This window comes from Tenggerimyces flavus (genome assembly GCF_016907715.1).
Taxonomy (GTDB): Bacteria; Actinomycetota; Actinomycetes; order Propionibacteriales; family Actinopolymorphaceae; genus Tenggerimyces; species Tenggerimyces flavus.
In genome coordinates this window covers 4047684-4060122 of the sequence record NZ_JAFBCM010000001.1, presented here as the reverse complement: position 1 = coordinate 4060122, position 12439 = coordinate 4047684, and the positions used below count along the sequence as shown (strand labels likewise).

Genomic DNA, 12439 nt, shown 5'->3' with positions numbered 1-12439 from the left:
GCTGTCCCCTCGGCGGTCTGCCGTTCGTAGCCAGGACGACAGCACTTCCTAGCAAGGAAAGGCACCGACCATGCGGTACGCACTGTTGATCCAGGACAACCCGGCCATCTACCCCACGCTGACGCCGTCGGAGCTCGAGCAGATCTCCAAGGAGTACCTCGCGATCCGCGACGTTCCGGGTGTCGTCGACGGCGGGCAGCTGCAGGGGCCCGAGACCGCGACCACCGTTCGGGTGCAGGACGGCGACGCGCTGCTGACCGACGGCCCGTTCGCGGACACCAAGGAGGTGTTCGCCGGCTACTACATCGTCGAGGCGGACAACATCGACGTCGCGCTCCAGGTCGCCGCGCGCATCCCGGCCGCCCGGCTCGGCGGCGCGGTGGAGGTCCGGCCGCTGGTGGAGAAGCCGGGAATGTGATCGAGCGGGTCTTCCGCGAGGAGTGGGGGCGAGTCCTCGCCAGCCTGATCGGCTTCCTCGGCGACTTCGACGTCGCCGAGGAGGCCGCTCAGGAAGCGTTCGCCATCGCCGCCGAGCGCTGGCCGCGGGACGGCGTCCCGCCCAACCCCGGCGGCTGGCTCGTCACGACGGCGCGGAACAAGGCGCTCGACCGGCTCCGGCGGGAGCGTACGTTCGCCGTCAAGGCGAGGTTGCTTCAGGAGCCGAATGTGTACGAAGACCCCTACGACGTTGACGAAACGGCGATCCCGGACGAACGACTCGAGCTGATCTTCACCTGCTGCCACCCCGCCCTCGCCCGCGAAGCCCAAGTGGCGTTGACCCTTCGTACGCTCGGCGGTCTCAGCACCGAGGACATCGCCGCCGCGTTCCTCGTCACGCCGGACACGATGAAGCGCCGGCTCACCCGCGCGAAGGTCAAGATCAAGGGCGCCGGCATCCCGTTCAGCGTGCCGCCGGACCACACGCTGCCGGAACGGCTGGCCGCCGTCCTCGCGGTGCTCTACCTGATCTTCAACCAGGGCTACAGCGGACCTGTCGACCTGTCCGACGAGGCGATCCGGCTCGGCCGAGTCCTGTACGACCTGATGCCGGACGAGCCCGAGGTCGCCGCGCTGCTCGCGCTCATGCTCTGCCACCACGCCCGGCGGGCGGCCCGCTTCGCTGGCGAGGATCTCGTCCGGCTCGCGGACCAGGACCGCTCACTGTGGGACGGCACGCTGATCGACGAGGGCCGCGAGCTCGTCGACCGCGCGGTGGCCCGCGGCGGCAACGGACCGTACGTCCTGCAGGCCGCGATCGCTTCCCTGCAAGCGGATTCGGACATCGACTGGCCGCAGGTCGCCGCGCTCTACGGCGAGCTGTCCCGGCTGACCCGGTCGCCCGTCGTCGAGCTCAACCGGGCCGTCGCGGTCGCCGAGGCCGGCGCGCCCGACCAGGCGCTGCGCATCGTCGACGGCCTCGACCTCGACTCCTACCCGTACCTGCACTCGACCCGCGCGGAGTTGCTGTGCCGGCTGGACCGGCCGGACGACGCGCGGCAGGCGTACGTACGTGCCCTCGAGCTCGCCCGCACCGAACCCGAGCGCCGCTTCCTCGCGCAGCGGCTCGCGGAGCTGCCAAGGACGTACAGTTCTCAGGGATGACCGACACGACCTTGCTCACGGCCGCGCGAGGCGGCGACGAGGACGCGTACCGCGAGCTCGTCGACACGTACCGGCACGAGCTGCACGCCCACAGCTACCGCATGCTCGGGTCGGTCCACGACGCCGAGGACGCGTTGCAGGAAGCGCTGCTGCGCGCGTGGCGTGGGCTGGGGCGGTTCGAGGGGCGCAGCTCGGTGCGGGCATGGCTGTACAAGATCGTGACGAACGTCTGCCTGTCCTTTATCGAACGCCGTCCGAGCCGGGTGCTCCCCACGGGGCTCGAGGCCCACGCCGGTGAGGCCCTCTGGCTGGAGCCCTACCCCATCGACGATGCCGAAGCGGCTTACGAGCAACGCGAAAGCCTCGAGCTGGCGTTCGTCGTCGCCCTCCAACAGCTGCCCGCGCTGCAACGCGCCGTGCTGCTGCTCCGCGAGGTACTCGGCTACACCGCACGGGAGGTGGCGGAGACGCTCGACACCACCGTTCCCGCTGTCAACAGTGCCTTGCAGCGAGCCCGCAAGGCGGTCGACGAGGCGCTCCCGGAGCCCAGCCAGCAGGTCACGCTGCGTGCGCTCGACGACGCCGAGCTGCGTGGCCTCGTCACGCAGTACGTCGACGCGTGGGAGGCCGGCGACATCGAACGGATCGTCTCGATGCTCACCGAGGACGCGAAGTTCTCGATGCCGCCCGAGCCCGAGTGGTACGACGGCCTGGCCGCGATCCGCGCGTTCATGCCGATCGGCCCGCTCACGGTCCGCTGGCGGTTCGTCCCGACCTGGTCGAACGGGCAGCTCGCGTTCGGGACCTACGGCTACGATCCCGAGCGCGACGCGTACGTGCCGCACGCGATCGACGTTCTCACGCTGCGCGGCACGAAGGTCTCCGCGATCACCGCGTTCATCGATGCCGACATCTTCCCCGCCTACGGCCTGCCGATGGAGCTTCCCGCCGACGCGCGATGAGTTCGCGGCCCTGCCCGGGTCCTTCTAGGGCATGGACACCACAACGAAACCGACGACTCGCCGCGGCTGGGTGCTGGGGGTCACGTCGGTGGCTTCGCTCATGGTCGCGCTCGACCTGCTCGTCGTCTCGACCGCGCTGAACACGATCCGGGTCGACCTCGGCACGTCGACCGAGCTGCTGCAGTGGACGGTCACGGCGTACGGGCTGACGTTCGCCGCGCTGCTCATGACCGGTGCCGCGCTCGGCGACAGGTTCGGGCGGCGGCGCGTGGTCATCCTCGGGCTCGCTGTCTTCGCGGCGGCCTCGGCGTCCTGCGCGCTCGCACCCTCGATCGGTTGGCTGATCGGTGCCCGCGCGGTGCAAGGCGCTGGCGCGGCGCTCGTGATGCCGCTCGCGGTCGCGTTGCTCAGCGCGGCGTTCCCGGCCGCGGACCGCGGCCGTGCGCTCGGCATCTTCGAGGGACGCACTGGCCTCGCCACGATCGCCGGGCCACCGGTCGGCGGCGTCGTCGCGCAGATGTTCGGCTGGGAGTGGATCTTCTGGATCAACGTGCCGATCGCGCTGGTGACCATCGTGCTCGTCCGTTCGCGCATCGACGAGAGCCACGGCCCGGACGCCGCGCTGGATCTGCGGGGTCTGGTGCTGGTCACCGCGGGTGCGATCGGCCTGGTCTGGGGACTGGTGAACGGGAACGCGCTCGGCTGGTCGAGCCCGGCCGTTCTCGTACCGCTGGCCGCGGGTGTGGCGTTGCTGATCGCCTTCGTGCGTTGGGAGAACCGTAGCCCCGCGCCGATGCTGCCGCTGCGGCTGTTCCGTTCGCGCGCGTTCACCGCCGGCACTTTGGCGAGCTTCCTCGTGTTCGGCGCGTTGTATGGGACGGTGTTCTTCCTCGGCCAGTTCCTGCAATCAGGGTTGGGACATTCGCCCATGGAGGCAGGGATCCGGCTGATCCCCTGGACCGCTTGCCTGCTCGTGGTCGCGCCGCTGGCGGGCAGCATCGCCGACCGGCTCGGGGACCGTCCGGTGCTCGTCGCCGGGCTCGCCCTGGACGCCGTCGGCTATGCCGTGATCGCGTTCGTCGCGTCGACGACGTCGTCGTACGGCTGGCTGCTCCTCGGGCTGATCGTCAACGGTGTAGGGGCATCCATGACGATCCCGGTGATTCAGAACGTCGTCATGAAGGCGGTCGACGACGGGCTTCTCAGCAAGGCCGCGGGCGCCAACAGCACCACGCAGGAGGTTGGCGGCGTGTTCGGCGTCGCCGTGCTGGTCGCGGTGTTCACCGCGGTCGGGAGCTTCGCGTCGCCGGCGTTGGTGGTCGACGGTGTGGTCGTCGCCCTCGCGTCGTGTGCGGCACTCGCGGCCCTGGCTTTCGTCGCGGTCCTGTTCGTTCCGAAGGCGGCTCAGAACGCGTCGGCGTGAGCCCGGAAGAAGTCGCCGACCGTGCGCGGCTCGCGTCCGGTGAGCACGCGGACCACGTCGGTCGGTGCCGACGCGACGCCGCGGCGGAGCTCGCGGAAAACGTTCAGCAACTCGTCGGCGAACCACGGCGGCATGCCTGACTCCAGCATGCCCATCCGCGCGCCTTCCTCGGGAACGGGGACGTACTCGATCTCCCGCCCCAGCACCGCGGACAGCTCGGCCGCCACCTCGTGGAACGTCACAGCCGATGGCCCGGTGAGCAGGTAGTTCCGGCCGGTGTGCCCGTCCTCGGTCAGCGCGACGACCGCGACCTCGGCGACGTCGTACGGATCGATCAGCGTCACCTTCGCGTCCTCCGCCGGCAGGAACAGCTTGCCGGTCTGGCGGACGGCCTCCGCCGACGCGAGCAGGTTGGTGAGGTACGTGGTCGGACGCAGCACGACCGCGGGCAGCCCGGTCACGAGCAGGTCCGCCTCGAGCCGGCCCTGCGCGTCCCAGAACGCCACCGGCGAACCGATCGCCGCGCCGTTCGCACTGAGCTTGACCACCCGTTCGACCCGGGCGGCCGCCGCCGCATCGATCAGGTTGCGCTCCCAAGTGACCTGATGGGGGTGGTTCGGGGTGCTGACAAAGACGCGGTCGACCCCGTCGAAAGCCTTGCGTACAGCTTCGCGGTCGGTCAGTTCGCGGGTGAACTCCCGTACTTCGTGACCTCGTTCGCGCAGCAGACGCACGACGTTCGACCCGACATTGCCGGTGGCCCCAGTAACAAGGATCATGACAACCCTCCAGAAGGTTCGACTGTGCATATTGATCGCGCCGGCTCGCTCAGTTTCACTCCGGGTGACGGCCGTTGGCCGCCCGACTTTGACCGCTGCCTCGACGAGCCGGCGCGATATTGGCGTTGAAACGGAAGACGTTGTGGGGGTCGTAGCGGTCCTTGAGTAGGGTCAGCCGGTCCATTCGGCCCTGGTACGCGAGCCGTACCCCGTCCGCCCCCTCGTCGGACAGGAAGTGCGACCACAGACCGAAGACGCGGGGCCTCAGACTTTCGGACTGGGCTCGTACCCACTTTCGATGCGGCTCCGGGTCCTCGCCCGGCTGCCAGGCCGCGACGACGTTCGCCTCGAACCCGGGCTCGCGCGGACCGACCGCCGTCGCCTCGGCGTCGACGCGCGACACCGCGCCGCCGACCGCGAGGCCGACGACGTGCGACATCGGCGAGGTCGACGACTCGATCGCCGCGACGAACGTGTCGATGTCGTCGATCGTCAAGGTGGGAAGGCGATGCGCGCGCCAGTAGTAGTGCGCGCCGTGGGGGCTGCTGGCGTCGAGCATGGACTGGATCGCCGTGTACGGCTGCGGGCGGACGCCGTCGCCGACGGGCGTGCCGAAGTGTCGGAGCGGCGCCATCGCGGCCTCCCCCGCCGCGGGGTCTCCGGTCCAGACCAGCAGCAACCCGACGACCGCCTTGCCGTGGTGCTCCGGTGCGAGGAACGGCGCCGGCGGCGCGTACCGCACCGTGAAGCCCAGGCTGAGCTCGTCCGGCGCTACCTGCGCGTACTCGACAAGAGCGGCGAGCACCTTCGGCGCGTCGGTCAACGGCCAGAACACCGGCCCGCCGAGGACGGTCGGCCCGACCTCGTGCAGCCGGTACGTGAACTTCGTGACCACGCCGAAGTTGCCACCGCCACCGCGAAGTCCCCAGAACAGCTCGGGTTCGCGTTCGGCGTCGACGTCGAGGCGGTCGCCGTTCGCGGTGACGAGCTCCGCGGCCAGCAGGTTGTCGACGGTGAGGCCGAAGCGGCGCATCAGATGGCCGATGCCGCCGCCGAGCGTGAGGCCGCCGACGCCGGTGTGGCTGACCACGCCGCCCGTCGTCGCGAGCCCGTACTCCTGGGTCGCGCGGTCGAGATCGCTGAGCAGCGCTCCCCCGCCGACGGTCGCCGTCTTGGCTTGGGGATCGACGTGGACGTGGCGCATGGCGGACAGGTCGATCATCATGGCGTCGTCCTGGACGGCGAGGCCGGCGACGGAGTGGCCGCCGCCTCGTACGGTGACCTCGAGGCCTTGGTCCCGCGCGAACCGGAGCGCTTGGGCGACGTCGGCGGCACTGGTGACGCGGGCGATGGCGGCCGGGCGGCGGTCGATCGCGCCGTTCCAGACCTTTCGCGCTTCGTCGTAGCCGTCGTCTCCGGAACGCAGCAGGATGCTCATGCCGACGAGCGTGCCGGGCGGTGCGTTCCGCGAGCGTTCCTCAGCCCTGGCGAGCGCGGAACGCTGCCGGCTCGAACACGCACGCGGCGCCGCCCAGTGCGAGCAGTCGGTCGGCGGCCTCTCCGACTCCCCTGCCGGCGGCTTCGGCGCTGGCAAGCCGGATCCGCGCGAGCACCGCTGCCAGCCCGGGTGCCGACTCGTGTCCCGCCGCCTCCTCGGCCGCCGAACGGACAGCCGCGAGGCCGTCGTCGACGGCGCCATCGATCACCGCGAGGTACCCGCGGTAGGCCTCGACCGCGAGCCGTACCGGCGCCTGCTCGTAGCCCTCGGGGAACGACGCGACCAACGCGCGAAGCGTCGGCAGGTCTCCCTGGTCCAGCGCGAGCAGCGCGCCGAACACCAGCCCCAGCTGCCTGGTCAGCGGATGTCCCAGCTCGTCCGCCCAGGCGAGCGCCTCTTCGCGTGCTTCTCGTGCGGCATCCGGCTCGCCGAGAAAGGACAGCGTGTTTCCCAAGCGGGCAAGGCAAACGACCTTCGGATCCTGGCCGTAGCGGATCAGGTGCGCGCGGTACTGCTCGGGCCGGTACAGCTCGACGACACGTTCGAACGCGGTCTTCGCCGTGGCGAAGTCGGCCCGCCAGAAGGCGGCGATGCCCAACACGTACGAGGCTTCCACCACGTCGACCTCGTCGCCCGTCTCCGCCAGCCGTTTCCCGGCGCTCACCGCGGTGTCGAAGTCCGACGCGCTCAGGGCGCTGAGCGCGATCGAGCGGAGCAGCGCGGGGCTGGGTGTCTCGGACAGCTCGGTCACGCGTTCCTGCTGGGCCTGGATGCGCGGCGAGGCGAACCCGTCCAAGACTGCCAGCGGGGCAAGTAGCGCGGTGCGGATCGTCAGCTCTGTCTGAGCATCCAGGGTTTGCGTGAGGGCGCGGTCGAGCTGCTCGACGGCCTGCTCGTACGCGTGCAGGCTCAGCGACTCGACTGCTGCCTTGCGGAGGAACGCGACGGCCTGGTCGGAGGCTCCGGCCTGCTCGTAGTGCGTGGCGATCGACGCGCTCGGTGCGCCGGATCGTTCGAGGGCGTTGGCGATTCTCCCGTGCAGCATTCTTCGGCGGGCGGGCGTGACCCGGGCGGCGGCGACCTCGCGGATGCGGTGGTGGGCGAAGTCGTACCGGTTGCCGCTCTCGCGCACGAGCCGCCTGCGCCACAGCTCGTCGAGGCCGCCGACCAGCGCGTCCTGGTCGAGGTCGGCGGCTTCGGCCAGGACGTCCGGCGCGAACTCGCGGCCGATCGTGGCCGCCACCTCGATCAGGTCGCGGACCTCGTTCGGAAGCTGGTCGAGCCGTGCCTCGATCACGGCCTGCACGCGGGGGCTGGGTGGGCTGCCCGGCCGCCAGCCGGCGCGGACCGCCTCGACGACGAACAGCGGATTGCCCTCGGTCTCCTCGAAGAGCTCGTCATCGGCGAAGTCCGTACCAGCGATTCTGCTTGCCAGCAAGGCCGTTTCGGCACGGTCGAGGCTGGCGAGCTCGAGCTCGACGAGGTCGCCGCGGGCTTGCAGGCTGGCGACCAGCTCGCGGTGGCCGGCCGTCAGCTCCTCGCGTCGGGCGGTCGCGAGGATGAGGAGACGGGCAGCCGGGTTGGCGCGGAGCAGGTAGTGCACGAGCGCGCAGGTCTCGCCGTCGGCGTACTGCAGGTCGTCGAGCGAGAGCAGCGTCGGCGCCGTGGGCGCGAGCACGCTGGCGACGGCGTCGAACAGGCGCTGCCGCTGTTCCGCCTGGGGCAGTTCGGCAGGGCGTTCGAGGCTTGGGTCGTCGGTGAGGAGCTTGGGGAGGATGCGGGCGAGCTCGGTGCGGCGGTGGCTGTCGGTGCGCGCTATCCGTTCGCGAACGGGAGGTGACCGCAGCCAGCCGACCACGGCGCCGTACGCGAGCGGACCCTCGGCGGCGTAGCAGCTGGCCGCCGCGACGACGGCGCCGCGGCGGGCGCACCAGGCGCGGAACTCCTCGGCCAGCCTGGTCTTGCCGACGCCGGCGTCGCCACCTACCACGACGAGGCGGGCGCTGCCGGCTTCGGCCTGTTTCCAGGTCGCGACCAGCTGTTCTCGTTCGGCGGCGCGGGCGACGAACGGGGCGATGGGTGCCTCCGTTGTCGTGCGTTCGCTCGCCATGACTGCTTCGTAGGCGGCCCTTGTCGGTGGCGAGGGTGGGATGCCGAGCTCGCGTTCGAGGATCGAGGCGCACTCGTGGTACGCGGCGACCGCGCGGGCCTTGTCGCCGGCGCTGTCGTACAGGCGAATCAGCCTGCGGTGCGCGTCCTCGCGGAGTGGGTCTTCGCGCAGAAGCCGTTCGGTCGCCGCTGCGGCGGCGGTGTGGTCGCCGTCGGCTTCGGCCCGCTCGGCTTGGGTGTCGAGCGCTTCGAGGTAGGTGCGGCGGAGCCTGGTGCGGTCTGCTTCGAGCCAGTCGTCGTCGGCTTCTTCGAGCAGGTCGCCGCCGTACAGCTCGAGGTCCCGCGTCTCCTCGAACCCGTCGACGTCCAGCCAGAGCGGGGCGTCCGGGCGCCAGCGCAGCGTACGGGCGGTGATCTCGACGTACTCCTCGACCGTCGGCAGCCTGGCGCGGAGGGTGTGGAGGACGTGGCGGAGGTTGGTGCGTGCCTGGGCCTCGGTGGAGTCGGGCCAGAACGCGGCGGCGAGTCGCTGCCTCGAGATGGTGCTGCCGCGATGGAGGAGGAGGTAGGCGAGGAGTGCTTCGGCGCGGGCGGAGTCGAGCTGGACCACGTCGTCGTTCAGGCTGAGCTCGAAGCGGCCGAGCAGCCTGACGGACGGGATGGGCAGCACGTTCGTCAGTGTGGCATTGGCGGTGACCGTTCTGTTCAAGAACACGTCCGGTGTGCGGGCCTAGCTTGGCGAGCAGCTTGTTACTGCGAGGAAGGGATGCTGAGATGCCTGCGAAGTTCGACGCTGTGGGAGTCGTTGTCGACGACCTGGCGAAGACGTTGGAGTTCTACCGCAAGGTCGGGCTGGAGTTTCCACCCGAGTCCGAGTCGGAGGGTGGCCATGTCGAGGCCGGGAACACCGACGGGGTGCGGATCATGTTCGACACGGTCGAGGAAATCCAGAAGTTCGCGCCGGACTGGAAGGCGTCGTCGGGGAGCGCTCGCTTCTCGCTCGCGTTCCTGTGCGCGAGCCCGGCGGAGGTCGACTCGATCTACGCGGAGCTGACGGGGCTCGGGTACCACGGGGAGAAGGAGCCTTGGGACGCGTTCTGGGGGCAGCGGTACGCGATCCTGCACGACCCGAGCGGCAACGAGGTGGATCTGTTCGCGGCGTTGTGATCCCGTAGGGTCGGGTGTCATGGCGACCCGTGTGTATCGGAATGTCCCGCGTACGTTGACCCCTGAGCTCCTGCGCGGCTGGGCGGCCGTGCCGACGACGATCGCGGCCGACGTGTTGGGGGCGTCGTACGTGGCGTCCTCTTCGCTGCGCCCGCTGCGTCCGTTCGGGTCTGCGGAACGGTTGGCGGGGCCGGCCGTGACGGCGTGGTGCGCGCCCGGAGACTTCGGCGCGGTGGCGCACGCGATCGAGGTGGCCGAGGCGGGCGACGTGCTCCTGGTCGATGCGAGCACGGGGGTGGACGCGGCCGTGACCGGCGAGATCCTCACCGGCGTCGCGCGCCGCAAGGGGGTGGCCGGGTTGGCAGTGGATGGTGCGGTGCGCGACACGGCAGCGCTGGCGTCGTGGTCGGACTTCCCGGTGTTCGCCCGCTCCGTCTGCGCCCGCCGGCCGCCAGGCCTGGCCGGCGGAACGGTAAACGCGCCCCTCTCCTTCGCCGGCGTCCTTGCCTCGCCCGGCGACCTCGTGCTGGGCGACGACGACGGCCTCCTGGTGCTGCCCGCCTCCGTGGCGGTGTCCGGCCTCGCCGCCGCGCTGGCCCACGTGGAAGCCGAACAGAGCTGGGTCACCCAGCTCGAAGCCGGCCGCACCCTGCTCGAGGTCTTCCACCTCGACCCACCCGAGCTCGCCGACTAGCCGCCCAACGGAGCCTCGAAGACGTACAGCTCGGTGCCAGCAGCGGCGTCACCGTCGTCCGGCGCCGCGAACAGCCGGAGCTTGCCGTCCGCCACCTCCAACGCGACCGGGTTGCGGGTGATCACGTGCCCTGCCGAGGATAACGCGGTGAACGGCAGCTGGTGCAGGATCCGCCCGTCGCGCAGGTCGCGCAGCACGAGCCCACCGAGCTCGAACGTTCCGCCCTTGCCGTCCGGCAGCCCGGTAACGCCGGTGCAGAGCTGCTTGCGGTACCCGACGTACGCGCAGTCCTGGTAGTCGAGCAGGTGGTCCTCGTTCGCCACCTTGGTCAGGCGCTTGCCGTGCGAGGTCCACGAGTACAACGTCCGCGAGCCCCACGACACGCCGTGCACGACACCCGTCTCGCGATCGCGGACGACCCCGCCGACGTGGTCACGGACGCGGAACTCCTCCGTCACCCGGTAGGTCCGAGGGTCCAGCCGGTAGACGATCGCGTTGCTGTTCGGGCGATACTCCGCGACCGGCACCCACACCGACTTGCCGTCGAAGTCGATGCCGCCCGGGTGGTAGACGATTCCCTCGCCCAGCTTGATGTCCTTCAGCAGCTTGCCCTGCCGGGTGAGAACGAGGACGTGCCCGATGCCCTTGCCTGGCGTACGGTCGTAGCCGTCGATCGGCTCCGGGTAACGCACCGGCCACTCGAGCACCTCGACCGTCGACATGAAGATCTTGTCGCCCACCAAGGCGAAACCCTGCGGGTGATGGGTCGGGAAGCCCAACGGGATCTTCGCCACCTGCTGCCACGGCGTCGACCTCGTCGTGTCGCGGAACGCCTTCGCCACCGGGTCGTCGCGATGCCGCTCCCCTGCCTGCGCCGTGCTTCCCATCACCAGTACCGCCGCGGCACATACGACCGCGGCAACGAGCCTGCGTCCCATACGAGCTGCTCCTCGGGGAGTTGGATCAACGAGGTCCCCACGTGTAAAGGTCGATCGTGCAGTGCTCACGGAAACCGATGCGCTCGTACACCTTGCGCCCAAGTGGCGAGGAGGTGAGCACGCCGATCTCGTAGCCCGCCTCCCGCGCCTGCTGGAGTCCGGCGATCGTCACTGCCGCGCCGATGCCGCGACCGCGCGCCTCCGGCACGGTCATCACGAAGTACACGCCGGCCACGCCCGCGCCGAGGAACACCGACGTCGTGCCGACCGGCTCGCCGTCGAGGGTCGCGAGGTACAGCACCCAGTCGCCCGTACCGAGGCCGAGCCGGCCGTACATGTCCGCGACCCAGGTCGCCTCGCGTTCGCCCTCGCCGAAGCCGCGCGCCAGCGTCGTCGCCCAGGTCACCAGGTCGGCCTCGTTCTCGACCGGTGCGACCACGAGCCCGTCCGGCGAACGCTCGTCCTCGACGAGGTCGCTCAGGCGTACGGCCATGCCCGGCTCCGCTCCGTCGTACGCGAACCCGGCCGCGAGCAGTCGCGCGCCGAGGTCGGCCGGCAGCATCGACGGTCCGACGTGCCAGGTCCCGGGTACGTCGTGCCGGCGCAGCAGCTCGAGCGACTCCCGTACCGCCGAGTCCGCGGACGCCTCGTCGAGGTCGGCCCCGACGACCGCGTTGTGGTAGTCGAGCGGCGAGCCGCCGATCGTCCAGCGCACCGTGTCGTCGCGGGTCTCGCCACCGCCGGCGTCACCGAGCGCGAGCAGGAACTCGGCCGTGTTGCCCTCGATCGCCGCGGCCAGGATCGCTCCGTCGGGCTCGGTTTCCTTGCGTCCCAGCATCGGCAACCTCGGGAGACTGGGCAGCTGGAGGTGCGGCAGCTGAACGTTGGGGAACCTGAAGTTCGGCAGCTTCGGCCCGCCTGGCTTTGCGGCGTTGACCGTGATCCGTTGGCTGAGGTCGGCGTGCTGCAGGACGGTGCCGAGCGGCGCCTCGACGGGCGGGTACGTCGTGATCGGTATGTCGGCGCTGAACACGACCCAGATCGGCTCGCCGTTGTGGAACACACGCAGGATCGCGCCCCCGACCACCGTGCCCGCGTGCTGCAGGGCCTTGCGCCGGTCGACCTGGCGCGCGAACGCCTTCTGCAGCGCGCGCTGCGCCGGCTCGCGGCCGTGCTTCACGGCCTCGTAGAGCAGTGGCCCGTACTTGACGCCGTACGAGATCACGGTCTTGGCCAGCCGACCCTTTCCCGGCACGCGCACCTCCCA

General features: G+C 70.6%; 11 protein-coding genes. 6 read left to right on the top strand and 5 right to left on the bottom strand.

Translation table 11 applies throughout. From position 1 onward, the window contains the following. Positions 1–70 precede the first annotated feature (70 nt). Genes JOD67_RS18985 through JOD67_RS18970 form a run of 4 tightly spaced genes read left to right on the top strand, consistent with a single transcriptional unit; the run spans position 71 to position 3987 of the window. Positions 71–418 carry a YciI family protein gene (locus JOD67_RS18985; RefSeq protein WP_205118943.1) on the top strand — a complete coding sequence of 116 codons (348 nt, stop codon included), beginning with the start codon at positions 71–73 and terminating at the stop codon, positions 416–418. Further along, complete coding sequence (locus JOD67_RS18980; RefSeq protein ID WP_205118942.1) at positions 415–1602, top strand: RNA polymerase sigma factor; 1188 nt, start codon at positions 415–417, stop codon at positions 1600–1602. Before JOD67_RS18985 ends, JOD67_RS18980 begins: the two co-directional genes overlap by 4 nt. Next, a complete protein-coding gene (locus JOD67_RS18975) occupies positions 1599–2564 on the top strand; it encodes a sigma-70 family RNA polymerase sigma factor (protein WP_205118941.1) in 966 nt (321 codons plus the stop codon). Before JOD67_RS18980 ends, JOD67_RS18975 begins: the two co-directional genes overlap by 4 nt. Before the next feature lie 31 nt (positions 2565–2595). Then, entirely contained in the window at positions 2596–3987 is a 1392-nt protein-coding gene (locus JOD67_RS18970; RefSeq protein WP_205118940.1) for an MFS transporter, read from the top strand. On the opposite strand, the gene JOD67_RS18965 is transcribed toward JOD67_RS18970, so the two are convergent. The 3 genes from JOD67_RS18965 to JOD67_RS18955 are packed head-to-tail and all read right to left on the bottom strand — an operon-like array spanning position 3969 to position 9043. Beyond that, positions 3969–4766: an NmrA family NAD(P)-binding protein gene (locus JOD67_RS18965; RefSeq protein WP_205118939.1), complete on the bottom strand. Its 798-nt coding sequence runs from the start codon at positions 4764–4766 to the stop codon at positions 3969–3971. The genes JOD67_RS18970 and JOD67_RS18965 overlap by 19 nt on opposite strands. A 55-nt stretch (positions 4767–4821) precedes the next feature. Continuing rightward, complete coding sequence (locus tag JOD67_RS18960) at positions 4822–6204, bottom strand: FAD-binding oxidoreductase (protein ID WP_205118938.1); 1383 nt, start codon at positions 6202–6204, stop codon at positions 4822–4824. Positions 6205–6244: 40 nt separating this feature from the next. Continuing rightward, positions 6245–9043 carry an ATP-binding protein gene (locus tag JOD67_RS18955; RefSeq protein ID WP_205118937.1) on the bottom strand — a complete coding sequence of 933 codons (2799 nt, stop codon included), beginning with the start codon at positions 9041–9043 and terminating at the stop codon, positions 6245–6247. 104 nt (positions 9044–9147) lie between these two features. Here JOD67_RS18955 and JOD67_RS18950 point away from each other — a divergent pair, with 104 nt between their 5' ends. Beyond that, complete coding sequence (locus JOD67_RS18950) at positions 9148–9540, top strand: VOC family protein (protein WP_205118936.1); 393 nt, start codon at positions 9148–9150, stop codon at positions 9538–9540. A gap of 19 nt (positions 9541–9559) precedes the next feature. Beyond that, complete coding sequence (locus tag JOD67_RS18945; protein WP_205118935.1) at positions 9560–10234, top strand: RraA family protein; 675 nt, start codon at positions 9560–9562, stop codon at positions 10232–10234. Here JOD67_RS18945 and JOD67_RS18940 read toward each other — a convergent pair. Then, the gene (locus JOD67_RS18940) at positions 10231–11172 is read right to left on the bottom strand and encodes a DUF6454 family protein (protein ID WP_205118934.1); all 942 of its coding nucleotides are present in this window, start codon (positions 11170–11172) and stop codon (positions 10231–10233) included. The genes JOD67_RS18945 and JOD67_RS18940 overlap by 4 nt on opposite strands. Before the next feature lie 25 nt (positions 11173–11197). Further along, positions 11198–12427 carry a GNAT family N-acetyltransferase gene (locus JOD67_RS41960; RefSeq protein ID WP_307782452.1) on the bottom strand — a complete coding sequence of 410 codons (1230 nt, stop codon included), beginning with the start codon at positions 12425–12427 and terminating at the stop codon, positions 11198–11200. Between the last annotated feature and the right edge of the window lie 12 nt (positions 12428–12439).